The organism is Clostridium sp. NkU-1, from assembly GCA_001312405.1.
Genome location: BBDR01000001.1, coordinates 261,099 through 278,630, shown reverse-complemented (window position 1 = coordinate 278,630; position 17,532 = coordinate 261,099). Strand labels below are relative to the sequence as shown.

Here is a 17,532-nt window from a genome sequence, read left to right as displayed (position 1 = left end):
TTGGCATTAGTGCCGGAGAAGATGGTTCACAGAAACGCAAGAATAAGAATTTTGTAAAGGCTGCTTTAGACGTTGTGTCTGAATCTATGAACCTATATTGGAACCAATTATTTGTGCAGGATTGCTTGCAGCGTTTTTATCCATTGTTTCCCTTACAGGGCTTATTTCTCCTGAGAGCCCCACATACCAAATATTTGATGCTTTAAGAAATGCTGTTTTCTATTTCCTGCCTATTTTTATGGCAATGAGCTGTGCCAAACGATTAGGGGTAAGTCCTTACCTGGCAGTGGCTTTAGCGGCAACCATTTTATCCGGGTCAATTAACGGAGCAGAAGGTCTGACCTTATTTACCATTCCATTGCCTCAAATTACCTATTCCAATAGCTTTATACCTATTTTATTAGCTGTTTGGTTTATGGGATATGTAACAAAATATGTAAAAAGGATTGTTCCAACAGCCTTACAGTACTTTTTAACTCCTTTGCTGATCATGATTGTTATGCTTCCGGCAACCTTGTTGGTTTTTGGTCCCTTAGGGTTTTATCTTGGCGAAGGAATCATTGCTTTCTTTAACTTTTTGATGAAATATGTGGGAAGCTGGTTTGTAATGATGCTTTACTCTGCATTGCAGCCATTTATTATCATGCTGGGGGCAGGTAATTTTATTATGCCGGTGGTGGCTTCCCTGATTGCTTCTAATGGTTATGATCCGGCGTTTATTTCTTCTTGCACGATTTCCGATATCGCTGTTGGCGGAGCGATGTTAGGGTACTTTTTACGGACAAAAAACAGCAAACAAAAACAGCTCTTCGGAACTGTAACATTATCTGCTATCTTAGGCGTGACGGAACCTGCCATTTATGGTGTTTTTGTTAAATTCCGCCGGCCGTTTGCAGCGGTAATGATCGGCGGCGGTTTAGGCGGTCTGTTTGCAGGAATTACAGGCGTAAAGGCTTATTCCATCGCATGGGGCCTGTTTGGCCTGCCGGCTTACATTGGTACAGGTGATTTTAAAAAATTTATGGCTGATGGTCTCAGCAGTTATTATCAGTTTCGTGGGTGCAGCTATCGTTTCTTATCTATTAGGAGTGCCATCAGAAGATGATACCGATAAAAAAGATGATCCAAGTGAAATAACAGGCGAAAATCCAAATTTCCGTACAATTCCTTTATTAACCGCCGCTGAAGGTCAATTAGTTCAATTATCAGAAGTGAACGATCAGGCCTTTTCAACTGGTGCTTTAGGAAAAGGGGTGGGAATTATCCCTAAAAAAAACAGTATCTTTGCACCTGTTGCTGGAGAAGTTGCAGCTGTTTTTCCTACAAAACATGCAATTGGAATTAAGGGTGAACATGGCGAAGAGGTTTTGCTTCATATTGGCATTGATACTGTGAAACTTGAAGGAAAATATTTCGAGGTAATGGTTAATCAGGGAGACATCGTAAAAAAAGGACAAAAATTAGCGATTGTGGACTTTGAAAGCATCATAGATGCAGGTTATGATCCTACTGTAATTGTTGTAATAACAAATACCAATGATTATTTGGATGTAATTCCTGAGGGAAGCAAACAAGTTCACGCTGATGATCAGATCATGAATATTGTCTTGGAACAGGAGTAAAAAAATCAGATATGAAATTAAAGGACAATTTTTTATGGGGCGGCAGCATTGCCGCCCACCAATGCGAAGGTGCTTATGAGGAAGGACATAAAGGCTTAGGGATCATGGATCTTGTGACTGTGGGAGCATATGGGAAGCCCAGGGAAATCCATAAGCAGTTATCCGGATCTGCACATTATCCGTCTCATCATGGAATTGATTTTTATCACCGATACAAAGAGGATATTGCCCTTTTGCAAAATGGGGTTTAAAGCTTTAAGGCTGTCCATTGACTGGTCAAGAATTTATCCAAAAGGAGATGAAGAGCTCCCGAACCAGGAAGGAATCCTGTTCTATCAAAAGGTTGTGGATGAATTAAAAAGGTATGGAATAGAGCCTATTGTAACTTTGTATCATTTTGAAATGCCCGTTCATCTGGTAACAAAATACGGTTCCTGGGCAAACAGAAAGGTAATTGATTATTATTTAACGTTTTGCCGGACAATGTTTGAGGCATTGAAAGGAAAAGTAAGATACTGGGTCACATTTAATGAAATGAACCATATTGATCCTCAAACAGAAGCAAGTGACATCTTTACCTATATAATTGCCGGGTTAAAATATTCTGAATTGGAGAATAAAAAGCAGACTCTTGCGACAATTGGTTATAACATGACTCTTGCAAGCTGTTTGGCAGTTAAACTGGGTCATGCCATAGACCCGCAGGTTCAGATCGGCTGTGTGTTTGGAATAGAACCGGTTTATCCCATAGATTGCAATCCAGTAAACGTAATGAATGCGTTCAAGCAAATGGACCGGGATTTTTATCAGCTTGACGCAATGTGCAGCGGACGGTTTCCTTCTTATAAAATCCAGGAATACAAATTGCAGGGAATCGAAATTGCTCTAAATGAGGAAGATCGCCAGGCTTTTCGTGATGGAACAATCGATTTTATTGGGATGAATTATTACGCATCGTCAGTTGCTGAATATGAAGGGGCAGGAGAAGGAAAAAGCGCCCTGTTTGGCGGCTTGCAAAATCCTTATCTGGAAGCTAGCAAATGGGGCTGGACCATTGACCTGTGGGCCTTCGGTATTTACTAAATTATACTTACCGGAAATATGGGATCCCGATTATTATTACAGAAAATGGCCTTGGTGCGGTAGACCAATTGACGGAAGACAGGAAAATCCATGATGAATATCGAATTGATTATTTGAAAAAAACACATTGCCCAGCTAAAAAAAAGCAGTTGAAATGGATCAGGTGGATTGCTTTGGCTATTTAACATGGGCGCCAATTGACCTGGTCAGTGCCACAACAGGACAAATGAGTAAGCGTTATGGATTTATTTATGTGGATCTGGATGATCATGGGGAAGGTACCATGGACCGGATAAAAAAAGATTCCTTTGAATGGTTTAAACGGATAATTGAAACAAACGGAGAAAACCTCACCTGATTTTTCGTAAAAGGGTCGTTGTAAATAGGAACGTAATCACCTATGTACAGCGGCTCTTTTCCATTGGAAATAATGGACTCCAAAAGCAGTTTTGATCCAGGGTATATTACGCAAGCCGATAGAAAATAATATTTTACTTAAATACAGCCATATGATAAGCTTAATATGCATTAAAGATACATAAGAGAAAGGACAGAAGCAAATGGGAGTCTGCGCAGGGACCTTGCCTTTATTGATAAATGCAATTGTATCCTTTCTGCCGTTTTCCATACCCACGTTCGGTATCATCAATTTCGGTCTTTCCGTGCTGTGCATTGTACTTGGGATTCAGAAGATGAAGGAGTTTGATTTACAGCAGCCCATAGAAGTTGTTTCGGAACAGGATAATTATTTTAGATAAGAGCAGGACGCAGGCTGCTATGGGAATTTTTTTTGGTATTTGCAATAAAAAGGATTTATGATATACTGTTCACTGCGGATATATGCTATAATGAAAAAATTAAGAGGTTATGTAAATGAATGATATAAATATGACTTACGAAGAAGCCCTCAGCCATGCCCCCCAGGAGGAGCCTGCAAGACAATACTTTTTTATAGAACGCTGCCAGGATATTCTGGAAAAATTAAAAGAAGTCTCAGGAAAGGAGCAGCTTACCTTTCACATCGCCACCTTTGGCTGCCAGATGAATTCCAGAGATTCCGAAAAGCTTCAAGGTATCTTAGAAGCCATCGGGTTTGTGGAACATGACACGGAAGAGGCTGACTTTGTTCTTTATAATACTTGTACAGTCAGGGAAAATGCCAATGACAGAGTCTACGGACGTCTTGGTTATTTAAACAGCTTAAAAAAAGAAAAATCCCCATATGATGATCGCTCTTTGCGGCTGCATGATGCAGGAAGAAAAAGTAGTTGCCAAGATCAAAAAGAGCTACCGCTTTGTGGATATTATTTTTGGCACTCACAACATTTTTAAACTGGCAGAGCTTATGTATGAACGCCTGGAAGAAAAAAAGATGGTTGTAGACATCTGGGAGGGAACGGACCGGATTGTGGAGGATCTCCCCACGGACCGGAAGTACTCCTTTAAATCCGGCGTTAATATTATGTTTGGATGCAACAATTTCTGCAGCTACTGCATCGTGCCCTATGTACGGGGCAGGGAACGGAGCCGCAGCCCCAAAGACATTCTGGAAGAGGTAAAGCAACTGGTAAATGACGGAGTTGTGGAAATCATGCTTTTAGGGCAGAATGTCAACTCATACGGAAAGACCCTGGAAACACCCGTAAGCTTTGCAGAACTTCTGACCCAGATCGATCAGGTGGAAGGCCTGGAGCGGATTCGCTTTATGACTTCTCATCCAAAGGATTTGTCAGACGAACTGATTGAAGCCATGAAAAATTCAAAAAAAGGTGTGCAATCATCTTCACCTGCCTCTTCAGTCAGGCAGCAGCCGGATTTTAAAGGTCATGAACCGGAAATACACCAAGGAACAGTATCTGGAGCTTGTAGAAAAAATCCGGACAGCCATGCCGGATATTTCTCTGACCACAGATATCATTGTAGCTTCCCCGGAGAGACAGAAGAAGATTTTAACGAAACTCTTGAAGTAGTGAGAAAGGTACGTTTTGACAGCGCCTTTACCTTTATCTACTCCAAGCGGACCGGAACGCCGGCAGCAAAGATGGAGGAGCAGGTTTCCGAAGAAGTAATAAAGAACCGTTTTGACCGTCTGCTGGGTGAAGTCCAGAAAATTTCCTCCGAGGTCTGCGGAAGAGAGGAACACACCGTTCAGAAGGTACTTGCAGAAGAAGTGAATGATCATGAAGAAGGCCTTTTAACCGGCCGCTTAGGTAATAACACTACCGTTCACTTTAAGGGAGATTCTTCTCTCATAGGAAAAATCGTGGACGTATATCTGGATGAATCCAGAGGATTTTACTACATGGGAACTTTAAGACCATAATAGAAACGCCCTGCGGGCATGCCATCACACCCGGCAAAGCGGTGTGCTCTGCCCAAAAACATGGGCGGTATACAGAAAAGAGGAAGTAAAAGAGCATGGCTGGATTATCACCAATGATGACTCATTACATGGAAACAAAGAAGGAATACCCGGACTGTATCCTGTTTTACAGGCTGGGAGACTTTTATGAAATGTTTTTTGATGATGCGGTTACCGTATCAAAAGAGCTGGAAATTACCTTAACCGGGAAAGAATGCGGACTGGAGGAACGGGCACCTATGTGCGGCGTTCCTTACCATGCCGTTGATACATATTTAAACCGTCTTGTCCAGAAGGGCTATAAGGTTGCCATTGCCGAGCAGATGGAGGACCCCAGACTTGCCAAGGGACTGGTAAAGCGGGAGGTCATCCGCGTGGTAACACCTGGAACCATCACAAGCGCCCAGGCTCTTGATGAGACAAAAAAAATAATTACCTGATGGGTATCGTCTATATCGGCGAAACCTTTGGTATTGCAGTTGCGGATATCAGCACCGGTGACTTTCTTGTAACAGAGGTAGAGTCGGAGCGGGAGCTGATCGATGAGATCAATAAGTTTACCCCCTCCGAAATCATCTGCAACGAAGCATTTTATGTTTCGGGGGTAGATGTTGAAGAAATAAAGAACCGTCACCATGCGGTTATTTCATCTCTGGATCATCATTTCTTTTCCGATGAAGTCTGCCGGAAAATTCTAAAAGAACACTTCAAGGTAGGCGCACTCACAGGGCTTGGACTGGAAGATTATGACACCGGAGTCATAGCTGCCGGGGCAGTTATGGAGTACATGTACGAGACCCAGAAAAACAGCCTCTCCCATATAACCACCATTACCCCTTATTCCACCGGGCAATTCATGATTATTGATACTTCTACCAGGCGGAATCTGGAGCTTTTGGAGACCTTAAGGGAAAAGCAGAAGCGTGGAAGCCTTCTCTGGGTCCTGGACCGGACAAAGACAGCCATGGGTGCCAGAATGCTGCGTACCTACATTGAGCAGCCCCTGATCCATAAATCAGAGATCATAAAACGCCAGAACGCCATTGAAGAGCTGAATATGAATTTCATATCACGGGAAGAAATCTGTGAATATTTAAACCCTATTTATGACCTGGAACGTCTGATCGGACGGATCAGCTATAAAACAGCCAATCCCAGAGATATGATCGCATTTAAAAACTCCCTGGAAATGCTTCCCCACATCAAGAATCTTTTAGAAGAATTCACCAGCGACATGCTGAAGGACTTATGGGGGGAACTGGATCCCTTAGAGGATGTCAGGGACTTGATTGACCGCGCCATTATCGACGACCCGCCGGTCACTTTAAGAGACGGTGGGATTATTAAGGATGGGTTCCAGGAGGGAGCCGATAAGCTGAGAAACGCCAAAACAGAGGGCAAGAACTGGCTGGCTGATTTGGAAGCACGGGAAAAAGAAAAAAAACCGGGATCAAAAACCTGAAGGTAAAATTCAATAAAGTATTCGGTTATTATTTTGAAGTAACCAATTCCTTTAAGGACCTTGTACCCGATTACTTTATCCGTAAACAGACTCTTGCCAATGCGGAGCGTTACACCACTGATGAACTGAAGGAACTTGAGAATGTAATACTGGGTGCTGAGGACAAGCTGTTTTCCCTGGAATACAGTTTATTCTGTCAGGTCCGGGATTCGGTGGCAGACCAGGTTCTCCGGATCCAAAAGACTGCAAGGGCCATAGCAGGAGTTGATGTCCTGGCCTCCTTATCCTCTGTTGCCACGAGGAACAATTATGTTAAGCCCCAGATCAATGAAAAGGGACTGATCGACATTAAAAACGGACGTCATCCGGTCGTAGAAAAAATGATGCGGGATGATCTGTTCGTTTCCAATGATACCTATCTGGACAACGGAAAAAACCGGGTCTCCATTATCACCGGTCCCAACATGGCAGGAAAGTCTACCTACATGCGCCAGACTGCCTTAATTGTCCTTATGGCCCAGATCGGAAGCTTTGTTCCTGCCGAGGAGGCAAGCATTGGAATCTGCGACCGGATTTTTACCCGGGTCGGTGCATCCGATGATCTGGCTTCCGGCCAGAGCACATTTATGGTGGAGATGACAGAGGTAGCCAATATCCTTCGGAACGCCACAAAAAAACAGCCTGATCGTCTTAGATGAAATAGGCCGCGGAACAAGTACCTTTGACGGACTCAGCATTGCCTGGGCCGTGGTGGAGCACATCAGCAATCCGAAAATCCTGGGAGCAAAGACCCTGTTTGCCACCCACTATCATGAGCTGACCGAGCTGGAAGGAACCATGAGCGGGGTAAATAATTACTGCATCGCAGTAAAGGAACAGGGCGACGACATTGTTTTCTTAAGAAAAATCATAAAGGGCGGAGCCGATAAAAGCTACGGTGTACAGGTGGCAAAACTGGCAGGCGTACCAGATACCGTCATTGTAAGGGCCAAGGAGCTGCTGTTAGAATTAAGTGATGCGGACATCACAGCTAAGGCCAGGGAAATCGCCGGGATCAACGCCAATATTCCCCAGAGAAAAGCAGTTCCCAAGCCGGACGAGGTGGATTTACAGCAGATGTCCATCTTTGATACCGTAAAGGATGATGACATCATCAAGGAATTAAGAGATTTAGAACTGGGTAATATGACGCCCATTGACGCGCTCAATACCCTGTACTGTCTGCAGACAAAGCTAAAGAACCGTTGGCAGTAAGGCGTATCTGCAAATCCCGAACAAACTGACACGCCCTGGAGAAAGGAGACGTACCATGCCGAATATAACCGTACTGGATCAAAACACCATTAACAAAATAGCGGCAGGAGAGGTCATAGAGCGTCCTGCCTCCGTTGTAAAGGAGCTTTTGGAAAACGCCATTGACGCCAAATCCACCGCAGTTACCGTGGAGATCAAAGAAGGAGGAACCTCCTTTATCCGGGTGACCGACAACGGCTGTGGAATCCCAAAAGAGGAAGTCTCTCTGGCTTTTTTGCGCCATTCAACAAGCAAGATCAAATCGGTAGAGGATCTGTTCACCATTTCCTCTCTTGGATTCCGGGGAGAGGCTCTTGCAAGCATTGCTGCAGTCTCCCAGGTGGAGCTTATTACCAAGACCAGTGCAGGGCTTACCGGAACCAGATATCAGATTGACGGAGGCGAAGAACGGTCCGTGGAAGAAATCGGAGCACCTGAAGGGACTACCTTTATTGCCAGGAACCTGTTTTATAACACTCCTGCCAGGAAGAATTTTCTAAAGACTCCTGCAACGGAAGGTGCTCATGTAGCGGAGCTGGTGGAAAAACTGGCCCTGTCTCATCCGGAAGTATCCATCCGCTTTATCCAGAACAACCAGAACAAGCTGCACACTTCCGGAAACCACAACTTAAAGGATATTGTATACACAGTCTTTGGACGGGAAATTGCATCAAACCTTTTGGAGGTTTCGGTGAACAAGCCCCAGGTTTCCATTCATGGCTACATCGGAAAGCCGGTGATCGCCAGAGGCAACCGTAATTACGAAAACTATTTCATCAATGGCAGATACATAAAAAGCAGCATCATTTGCAGAGCAATTGAAGAAGCTTACCGGCCATTTATGATGCAGCATAAATATCCCTTCACCATGCTTCATTTCTCCATTGACCAGGAACTGCTCGATGTGAATGTCCACCCCACCAAGATGGAACTTCGGTTCCGGGATGGGGAAATGATCTATCATTTGGTACATCAGGTGGTATCAAGCGCTTTGGCCCACAAAGAGCTGATCCCGGAGGTGGAACTGGAGAAAAAGGCGGAGGAAAAGCAGGGCTTTGCGGGAAAAAAAACACGAGCCAAGCCCGGAGCCTTTTGAAAAGCGCCGGCTTATGGCCATGGAGCAGCAGGCTGTCACGGAAGAGATGAAGGAAACGGCAAGTCTCTTTCCTAAAAGGTTAACTCCGTCCCAGCCTTCCTTTATAAAGGAAGGGGAGGAACTGTCAGACAACTGGTTAAAACCCCAGGCCCCGTCCATTGACTGGTTAAAATCTCAGGCCCCGCCCATTGATAAGCCGGCAGAGGTTCCAGCCATGGATGCGGCTCCTAAAAGAGAAAAGGAGCCGGAACAACTGGATCTGTTTGATGGAAAGCTTTTGGAACCAAAGGCCCGGTCCATGCACAAGCTCATCGGGCAGCTGTTCGATACCTACTGGCTGGTGGAATTTAATGAACAGCTTTTTATCATTGACCAGCATGCTGCCCATGAAAAGGTTTTATATGAAAAAACCATGGGAACACTTAAGAATATGGAATGCATTTCCCAGCTGGTAAGCCCCCCTATCATCCTGACCTTAAACCAGAATGAAGAAGTTTTATTAAAACGCCATTTAAAATATTTTACGGATATGGGCTTTGAGATCGAGCCCTTTGGCGGCAGGGAATACGCGGTCAGAGGGGTTCCGGCAAACCTGTTTTCCATAGCCAAAAAAAGAACTTCTGATTGAGATGATTGATGGATTGTCTGAGGATGGCTCATCCCATAACCCGGATATCATTTATGAGCGGGTCGCCTCCTTATCCTGCAAGGCAGCAGTAAAGGGAGGGCACAGCTTATCTGCAGCGGAAGCCAACCAGCTTATCGACCAGCTTTTAAGCCTGGAAAATCCCTATGCCTGCCCTCACGGAAGGCCAACGATCATTTCCATGAGCAAATATGAGTTAGAGAAGAAATTTAAGAGGATCGTATGATGAGACCGCTGATTATTTTAACCGGGCCGACGGCAGTGGGAAAGACCGCTCTGTCGGTCCGTCTTGCAAAGGCAATCGGAGGAGAAATTATAAGTGCTGATTCCATGCAGGTATACCGCCATATGGACATCGGTTCCGCAAAGATCACAAAAGAAGAAATGGAAGGTGTTCCTCATTACCTGATCGATGTCCTTGATCCGGAAGAGGAATTTAATGTGACAGTCTTTCAAAAAAATGGCCAAAGAGGCCGTGGAAGAAATTTATTCCCACGGTCATATTCCAATTGTGGCCGGAGGAACCGGTTTTTACATCCAGGCCCTTCTTTATGATATTGATTTTACGGAAAATGGAGAAGATACCTCCATACGCACGGATCTGGAAAGGCTGGGACAGGAGAGGGGAGCAGCGTTTCTCCATAATCTTCTTCAGGACATTGACCCGGATTCTGCAGATGAGATCCATGAGAATAATATGAAACGGGTGATCCGGGCAATCGAATATTACCGGCAGACCGGGGAGCGGATCTCAGAGCACAACAAACGGGAAAAGCAGAAAAAGTCTCCTTATGATTTCCTCTATTATGTTGTAAATACAGACCGGGCCTGCCTCTATGAACGGATAGACCGGCGCGTGGACTTCATGCTTGAGCAGGGTCTTGTGAAAGAAGTAATGCATTTAAAGGACATGGGCTTAACCAGGGACATGGTTTCCATGCAGGGCCTTGGCTACAAAGAAATCCTGGATTATTTACAGGGGATATCTACACTGGAAGAGGCCATTTATGTTCTGAAACGGGACACCAGGCATTTTGCAAAGCGCCAGATCACCTGGTTTAAACGGGAAAGGGATGTCAGATGGCTGAATCTTCCTGATTTTAACAATGACCTGGATCAGGTGCTTTTGAAAATTTCACAGGACATAAATGAGATGTACGGATTGGAGAAAAATAAACAATGGAAATAAATGAAATGTATGAAAACCTGGGAATCAGCCGTCAGGTAATGGATTTTGGGAAAGAAATCGAAGAAGCGTTAAGAGAACGTTTTAAAGAAATCGATGAAACGGCAGAATATAATCAGATGAAGGTCATTAAGGCCATGCAGGAGAACCGGGTCAGTGACATCCATTTTGCGGCAACCACAGGCTATGGCTACAACGACCTGGGCCGTGACACGTTAGAAGCGGTTTATGCCAGCGTATTCCATACAGAAAGCGCTCTTGTAAGGCCGAACCTGATCAGCGGAACCCATGCCTTGACCGTTGCCCTTTCCGGAAATCTCCGCCCTGGGGATGAGCTCCTCTCACCCGTGGGAAAGCCTTATGATACCCTGGAGGAAGTGATCGGCATCAGGGACAGTGTGGGTTCCTTAAAAGAGTATGGAGTGGTATACCGGCAGGTAGACCTTCTGTCCGATGGAACCTTTGACTACGAATCCATAGAAAAAGCGGTGAACGAAAAAAACAAAGCTGGTCACCATCCAGCGTTCCAAAGGCTACGATACCCGTCCTACCTTTTCGGTTTCCCAGATCGGTGAGCTGATTTCCTTCATGAAAAAGCTGAAACCGGATGTGATCTGTATGGTTGACAACTGCTACGGGGAATTCGTTGAACGGATGGAACCGTCTGACGTAGGGGCCGATATGGTGGTTGGCTCACTCATAAAGAATCCAGGGGGAGGCATTGCTCCCATCGGCGGCTACATCGCAGGAAGAACCGATTGCATTGACCGGGCTTCCTACCGGCTGACAGCACCTGGCCTTGGAAAGGAAGTAGGAGCTACTCTGGGCCTTAACCAGTCCTTTTTTTCAGGGATTATTCTTATCGCCTACCGTAGTGGCAGGAGCCTTAAAGGGCGCTGTTTTCGCCGCCAATGTCTATGAAAAGCTGGGCTTTGCGGTGGTGCCTGACGGTTCCCAGTCCCGCCATGACATTATCCAGGCCGTTACCTTCGGAAAGCCGGAAGGAGTGATTGCTTTCTGCCAGGGAATTCAGGCAGCAGCCCCTGTTGACAGCTTTGTCACCCCGGAACCATGGGATATGCCGGGCTATGACGCCCCTGTCATCATGGCGGCTGGTGCTTTTGTACAAGGTTCATCCATTGAGCTGAGCGCCGACGGTCCTATCAAACCGCCTTATGCAGTTTATTTTCAGGGAGGTCTTACCTGGTACCACGCAAAGCTTGGAATTTTAATGTCAGCGCAAAAGCTTTTGGAGGCCGGTCTGATCCGATTGTAAATAAAATTATTTTTCACAAGCAAGCTCCTGCCCTTGTCCCTTAGAGGCAAATTATAAAAAAACGGTATACACAACTGCGAAACTATGATAAAATGATTTGATAGGTATGGACAATCCTGTCATAAAACCAAAAGGGGTAGCAAAGCAGATGAAATACAAAAACTGCTGGGTACTGCTTCTTCTTATGCTGGCCGGCGTAGTGCTCGGAGGCTTTGTCGGAGATCTGACCCGGGGAATTTCCTGGCTGTCCTGGTTAAACGCAGGACAATCTTTTGGATTTGACACCCCTCTGGTCGTCAATCTCGCATTCTGGTAATTACCTTTGGCATTAACATTAAAATTACCATGGCCGGCATTATAGGAGTGGCGGCAGCCCTCATTACATATCGGTTAATTTGAACGCCTGCGTTCATGAGCAAGTATCGAAGCGGATTGCAAACAGCCGCTTTATCTTACATATGTCTTTTTTTAACGTGCCTGGAGAGTAACGGTCAGGAGGCATATGAAACGAATAACGATGAAAGACATTCCTGCGGATGAACGGCCCTATGAAAAGTGTTTAAAGGAAGGGCCGGAAGGGTTAAGCGATGCGGAGCTTTTATCTATCATCATCCGCACAGGTTCCAGGGAGAGCAACTCCGTGGCGCTGGCACAGAAGATACTGGCCTTAAATTATCCCAAAGAGGGTATTTTAGGGCTTTTGCATCTTTCAATGCCTGAACTTATGTCAGTTAAGGGAATCGGAGCTGTCAAAGGTGCCCAGCTTTTATGCGTGGGAGAGCTTTCCAGACGTATCTGGAAAAGAGCCGCCCGCTCCGAAGGGGATTCATTCCGTAATCCCCTTGATATTGTAAATTACTTTGTGGAGGACATGCGCCATAAAGAACAGGAGATGGTTTATATCGTGCTCCTGAATACAAAAGGGGCCCTGATAAGGGACATTATGATCTCTCAGGGAACGGTGAATGCTTCCGCAGTTTCTCCCAGGGAGATTTTCATTGAGGCTATGAAATATCATGCAGTAAGCCTGGTACTGGTCCATAACCATCCAAGCGGAGATCCGTCCCCTAGCAGGGAAGACGTAAGCTTCACCCGACGGGTAAAGGAGGCAGGGGAGCTGGTTGGCATCCGGCTGTTGGACCATATTATCATAGGAGATAATTCCTATATCAGTTTGAAGGAACGGGGAATCTTATAGATGGAATCAAAACGCAGCAAATATGTTCTTATTGCCTTAACGGTATTTTGTGTCCTGTTGATCGGGCTGACCTCCATTCGTGACGAATGGCTGACGCCCCTTAGGACCGGGGTGGGGTATTTCCTGATCCCGGTGCAATCTGGCGTCAATGCGGCTGGCTCGGCCATTTATGATGAAATTATCGATTATACAAAGCTTCATGACGCACTGAAAGAAAATAAAGAGATGAAGGATATCATCACACAGCTGACCGAAGAAAACACCAGGCTTCAGGCGGAAGAATTTGAATTAAAACGGCTTCGCCAGCTTTACAGCCTGGATCAGGAGTACGCCCAATATACAAAGGTGGGAGCCAGGGTCATTGCCAATGACTCAAGCAACTGGTTCCAGATATTCCGCATAGACAAAGGCTCAAAGGATGGCATTGCCCCGGATATGAATGTTGTGGCCGGGGGCGGTCTGGTTGGCATTGTTACGGATGTGGGAGCGAATTATGCAACCGTCCGTTCCATTATTGATGATTCCAGCCGTGTGAGCGGCATGGCCATGCAGTCCGGTAACAGCTGCATCGTTGCCGGTGACTTAACCCTGTTTAAGGAAGGAAGGCTCCGGATCACCAACGTATTAAAGGAAAGTGATGTAAAAGACGGAGATAAGATCGTAACCTCCAACATCAGTTCCGTATTCCTGCCCGGCATCCTGGTTGGTTATGCCTCTGACATTACCAATGATACCAATAACGTCACCAAATCAGGGTACTTAATTCCGGCTGCAAAGTTTGACAGCCTGCAGGAGGTTCTGGTTATCACGAAACTGAAATCTGACATGATGAAGGAAGAAGCTGCTTCAGAGGAAACAGCTCCCCAGGAGCCGGCTTCCTCTGAAGCAGAAACAACAGAGAGCAATTCTCAATAAAGGAGTAACATGAGACGGATAATTTTTAATGTGCTGATGATAATTCTGGCATTTACCATTCAAAACTGCCTATTTCCGTTGCTTCCGTTTTTATCAGCCTCACCTAACCTGCTCTTAATCCTCACCTTTTCCTTTGGCTTCATGCATGGAAAAGAAGCCGGGATGTATTACGGGCTTTTGGCCGGGCTTCTAATGGATTTATTTTACAGCGGGCCTTTTGGCTTTTACACCCTGATTTTTATCTACATTGGTTATATTAATGGAATTTGTACGAAATATTATTATGAAGATTATATTACGCTTCCCTTGATTCTAAGCGTACTGAACGAATTAGCTTACAACCTGTATATTTATGTTTTCCGGTTCCTGATCCGACAGAAAATAAGGGTCGGTTATTATTTTATCAATCTGATGCTTCCGGAAATCATTTTTACCGTTGTAACGACCCTGCTTCTTTATCGGGCATTCCTGATTTTGAACCGGCACTTGGAAAAGATAGGAAAAAGAGGTGATTCGGCAATTGTTTAGTGATTTGTTAGACATTATAAAGGAATTTTTTTTAAAAAGCAGTGTCTTCACGGCTTTTTATACTTGGAATCATCGCCCTTTTCATGTATGCAGGATTAATAAATAAACTTTTTTAACATGCAGATCATCAATGGAGAAGAGGCCCTTAACGAATACCTGCAGCTTACGGAACAGACCATTACAACTGCCGGAACAAGGGGCAATATTTATGACCGGAACGGAAAAGTCCTGGCTTATAATAAGCTGGCCTATTCCGTTACCGTACAGGATACCGGAGCTTATAAGAATTCAGCAGCCAAAAATAACATGTACTTAAGGCTGGTGCAGATCCTTGAAAAGCACGGGGAAACCATACAGGGAAAATTTGAAGTCGCTATTGATCCCAACGGCGACATGGTCTATACTTCTCCCTCTGAGCCCTCCAGAAAGCGCTTTCTGCGAGATTATTACGGCCTGAAAAAGGTGGAAGAATTAGATGATGAAAAAGGAGAGAATCCCTCTAATTTAAGCGCAAGAGAGCTGTTTGAAAAGGCCTGCAAGGACAATGGCCTTACGGATATGAAAGACCAGGATGGAAAGCCCTTAACCCTGACGGACCAGGAGGCACTGGATATCATCAATATCAAATACGCCCTTCGCCTCATGTCTTACCGCAAATACGAAGCCACTACGGTTGCCAGCCAGGTATCCGATGAAACCGTGGCGGATATTCTGGAACATATCGGGGACATGCAGGGAGTAAATGTGGAGGAAACCACGATCCGCGCCTATAACGACAGCATTCCCTTTGCTCCGGTCATCGGTTATACCGGAAAGGTCCCGGAAGACCAGCTGGAGGGCCTTCAGAAGAAAAAAAGACGATTACGACATCAATGACATCGTAGGACGGGCTGGAATTGAATATACCATGGAGCATGATCTTCAGGGTACAAAAGGAAAAAAAACAATTTACAAGGACAGTGTAGGACGGATACGCGAAACAAAGGATGAAACTGATGCTTCTGCAGGGAACGACGTGTATCTGACTCTGGATGCAGATCTTCAGAAAGGCATTTACCACTTAATCGAACAGTCTTTAGCCGGAGTTCTCATTAAGACCATTGTAAATAGTGATTACCGTACAGGCACCACCACCGATGGTTCCAATATGAAGATACCTGTTAAGGATGCTTATTACCAGCTGATCAACAACAATGTCCTTTCCTTAAAGGAAATGGAAGCGGAAGACGCTTCTGAAACTGAAAAAAAACATATACCGGAAATATATGTCTTCCGGACAGCAGATTTTCACCAATCTGAACAATGAACTGATGAGCACTCATGCCACACCAATGAAAGATCTTTCGGAAGACATGAAAGCCTATATGTTTTATATATATACTTATCTTTCCAGTCCTACGGAGGGGATCATCAAGGAAGACGCCATTGATACCTCCAGCGTAGAATATCAAGCATGGAAATCGGATGAGATCAGCTTAAGGGACTATTTGTATTATGGAATAGCCGGCGGCTGGGTAGACACCACCAAGCTGGGAACCGGCAGCAAATATTCAAGCGCGGATGACACCTTTGAAGCCCTTGTGGCTTATGCGCTGGACAAGTTAAAGGATGACAGGAACTTTACAAAGAAAATATACCGGTATCTGATCAATGACGATGTCATTACAGGGCAGGAGCTGTGCCTTGCCTTATATGACCAGGGAGTTTTAACAGATAGCGGTCAGGATGCTGCAGAACTGAGAGCTACAGGCGATGCTTACGCCTTCCTGATCAAAAAGCTGTCCACCTTGGAAATCACGCCTGCACAGCTGGCATTATCCCCATGTAATGCGGGTGTAGTGGTTACAAACGACAAAACAGGAGAAGTGCTTGCTCTGGTATCCTATCCGGGATATGACAACAACCGGATCGGCGACGGCTCCTATTTCAGCCAGCTGCAGGCGGACTTGTCCCTTCCGTTATACAACAATGCGACCCAGACAAGAAAAGCGCCTGGTTCTACCTTTAAACCCATTACCGCGGTAGCCGCTCTGGAAGAGCGTGTCGTCGCAACGGATGAAACCATTACCTGTACCGGTATTTATACGGATGTGGAACCGCCTATCAAGTGCTGGATTTATCCCGGCCAGCATGGTCCTCTGAACATTGTGGGAGGAATCGGGAATTCCTGTAACTATTTCTTTGCTGATCTGGGGCACCGTTTGTCAATGGATGCCAGCGGAGTATATTCTCCTGACCAGGGACTTGAAGTCTTACGGAAATATGCATCCATGTTTGGGCTGGATCACAAATCCGGGGTAGAGATCGCAGAGCTTGATCCCCAGATTTCAAAAGAAGCACCGGAGCGTTCTGCCATGGGACAGGGAAGCCATGCTTACACCAATGTCCAGCTTTCCAGATATGTGGCTGCCATCGCAAACAGGGGAACCGTATTTGAGCTCAGTTTATTAGACAAGACTACGGATTCTGAAGGCAATCTGATACAAGATTATACCCCTAAGATTTCTTCTCATATTGACGCGGCGGCTTCAACGTGGGATACTGTACAACAAGGAATGAGAGAAGTGATTGCAAACGGTTCAAGTAAAAGGCTGTTTACTGACCTTGAAGTGGAAATTGCCGGTAAAACCGGTACTGCCCAGGAGGCCCGCAACAAGCCCAATCACGCATTCTTTATTTCTTATGCGCCATATGACAATCCGGAAATCTGTGTTACCGTGAATATTCCGTATGGCTATTCATCATCCAACGCCGCCAATATTGCGAAGAACGTCTATAAGTATTATTACGGCTATACGGACTTAGAATCGATTGTAAATGCCGGCGCCCTGGATGCAGCGAAGGTCAACATTCGCGATTAACTAG

Annotated in this window: 17 protein-coding genes and 4 pseudogenes; all 21 read left to right on the top strand. The window is 45.3% G+C overall.

Annotated elements, in window-relative coordinates:
* Nucleotides 1-121: 121 nt before the first annotated feature.
* The 21 genes and pseudogenes from JCM10519_RS25125 (at nucleotide 122) to JCM10519_RS25070 (ending at nucleotide 17,528) form a co-directional block, all read left to right on the top strand.
* The gene (locus tag JCM10519_RS25125) at nucleotides 122-1,105 is read left to right on the top strand and encodes a PTS transporter subunit EIIC (RefSeq protein ID WP_347842765.1); all 984 of its coding nucleotides are present in this window, start codon (nucleotides 122-124) and stop codon (nucleotides 1,103-1,105) included.
* Complete coding sequence (locus tag JCM10519_RS25120; protein WP_347842764.1) at nucleotides 1,056-1,622, top strand: glucose PTS transporter subunit IIA; 567 nt, start codon at nucleotides 1,056-1,058, stop codon at nucleotides 1,620-1,622. Before JCM10519_RS25125 ends, JCM10519_RS25120 begins: the two co-directional genes overlap by 50 nt.
* 11 nt (nucleotides 1,623-1,633) lie before the next feature.
* On the top strand, nucleotides 1,634-1,873 hold the full coding sequence (locus JCM10519_RS25115; RefSeq protein WP_347842763.1) for a family 1 glycosylhydrolase: 240 nt from the start codon (nucleotides 1,634-1,636) through the stop codon (nucleotides 1,871-1,873).
* A complete protein-coding gene (locus JCM10519_RS25110; protein WP_347842762.1) occupies nucleotides 1,863-2,705 on the top strand; it encodes a glycoside hydrolase family 1 protein in 843 nt (280 codons plus the stop codon). The genes JCM10519_RS25115 and JCM10519_RS25110 overlap by 11 nt, the downstream gene beginning before the upstream one ends.
* Before the next feature lie 154 nt (nucleotides 2,706-2,859).
* Entirely contained in the window at nucleotides 2,860-3,063 is a 204-nt protein-coding gene (locus JCM10519_RS25105; protein WP_347842761.1) for a family 1 glycosylhydrolase, read from the top strand.
* 232 nt (nucleotides 3,064-3,295) lie between these two features.
* Entirely contained in the window at nucleotides 3,296-3,463 is a 168-nt protein-coding gene (locus tag JCM10519_RS01390; protein WP_347842760.1) for a hypothetical protein, read from the top strand.
* Between the two features lie 115 nt (nucleotides 3,464-3,578).
* Nucleotides 3,579-5,028: pseudogene (gene miaB / locus JCM10519_RS01385) on the top strand (tRNA (N6-isopentenyl adenosine(37)-C2)-methylthiotransferase MiaB).
* 95 nt (nucleotides 5,029-5,123) lie between these two features.
* Nucleotides 5,124-7,783: pseudogene (mutS, locus tag JCM10519_RS01380) on the top strand (DNA mismatch repair protein MutS).
* 55 nt (nucleotides 7,784-7,838) lie between these two features.
* Nucleotides 7,839-9,790, top strand: a pseudogene (mutL, locus tag JCM10519_RS01375) (DNA mismatch repair endonuclease MutL).
* Nucleotides 9,787-10,753: pseudogene (gene miaA / locus JCM10519_RS01370) on the top strand (tRNA (adenosine(37)-N6)-dimethylallyltransferase MiaA). The pseudogenes mutL and miaA overlap by 4 nt, the downstream one beginning before the upstream one ends.
* Nucleotides 10,744-11,325 (top strand): methionine gamma-lyase family protein, encoded by a 582-nt coding sequence (locus tag JCM10519_RS25100; RefSeq protein ID WP_347842759.1) that lies wholly within the window; start codon nucleotides 10,744-10,746, stop codon nucleotides 11,323-11,325. The pseudogene miaA and the gene JCM10519_RS25100 overlap by 10 nt, the downstream one beginning before the upstream one ends.
* On the top strand, nucleotides 11,258-11,671 hold the full coding sequence (locus JCM10519_RS25095) for a methionine gamma-lyase family protein (protein WP_347842921.1): 414 nt from the start codon (nucleotides 11,258-11,260) through the stop codon (nucleotides 11,669-11,671). Before JCM10519_RS25100 ends, JCM10519_RS25095 begins: the two co-directional genes overlap by 68 nt.
* Nucleotides 11,625-12,026, top strand: a complete 402-nt coding sequence (locus JCM10519_RS25090; protein WP_347842758.1) for a methionine gamma-lyase family protein — start codon at nucleotides 11,625-11,627, stop codon at nucleotides 12,024-12,026. Before JCM10519_RS25095 ends, JCM10519_RS25090 begins: the two co-directional genes overlap by 47 nt.
* Nucleotides 12,027-12,174: 148 nt before the next feature.
* Nucleotides 12,175-12,342: a hypothetical protein gene (locus JCM10519_RS01360; RefSeq protein ID WP_347842757.1), complete on the top strand. Its 168-nt coding sequence runs from the start codon at nucleotides 12,175-12,177 to the stop codon at nucleotides 12,340-12,342.
* Nucleotides 12,333-12,425, top strand: a complete 93-nt coding sequence (locus JCM10519_RS25085) for a DUF4321 domain-containing protein (RefSeq protein WP_347842920.1) — start codon at nucleotides 12,333-12,335, stop codon at nucleotides 12,423-12,425. Before JCM10519_RS01360 ends, JCM10519_RS25085 begins: the two co-directional genes overlap by 10 nt.
* 103 nt (nucleotides 12,426-12,528) lie before the next feature.
* Nucleotides 12,529-13,224, top strand: coding sequence for a DNA repair protein RadC (gene radC / locus JCM10519_RS01355; protein ID WP_054737741.1), 696 nt, complete (start codon nucleotides 12,529-12,531; stop codon nucleotides 13,222-13,224).
* Nucleotides 13,225-14,139 carry a rod shape-determining protein MreC gene (gene mreC, locus JCM10519_RS01350; protein ID WP_054737740.1) on the top strand — a complete coding sequence of 305 codons (915 nt, stop codon included), beginning with the start codon at nucleotides 13,225-13,227 and terminating at the stop codon, nucleotides 14,137-14,139.
* A 9-nt stretch (nucleotides 14,140-14,148) separates the two neighbouring features.
* Nucleotides 14,149-14,667, top strand: coding sequence for a rod shape-determining protein MreD (mreD, locus tag JCM10519_RS01345; RefSeq protein WP_054737739.1), 519 nt, complete (start codon nucleotides 14,149-14,151; stop codon nucleotides 14,665-14,667).
* Between the two features lie 117 nt (nucleotides 14,668-14,784).
* The gene (locus JCM10519_RS25080) at nucleotides 14,785-15,543 is read left to right on the top strand and encodes a hypothetical protein (protein ID WP_347842756.1); all 759 of its coding nucleotides are present in this window, start codon (nucleotides 14,785-14,787) and stop codon (nucleotides 15,541-15,543) included.
* A gap of 31 nt (nucleotides 15,544-15,574) precedes the next feature.
* The gene (locus tag JCM10519_RS25075) at nucleotides 15,575-15,973 is read left to right on the top strand and encodes a hypothetical protein (RefSeq protein WP_347842755.1); all 399 of its coding nucleotides are present in this window, start codon (nucleotides 15,575-15,577) and stop codon (nucleotides 15,971-15,973) included.
* The gene (locus JCM10519_RS25070) at nucleotides 15,933-17,528 is read left to right on the top strand and encodes a penicillin-binding transpeptidase domain-containing protein (RefSeq protein WP_347842754.1); all 1,596 of its coding nucleotides are present in this window, start codon (nucleotides 15,933-15,935) and stop codon (nucleotides 17,526-17,528) included. The genes JCM10519_RS25075 and JCM10519_RS25070 overlap by 41 nt, the downstream gene beginning before the upstream one ends.
* Nucleotides 17,529-17,532 lie beyond the last annotated feature (4 nt).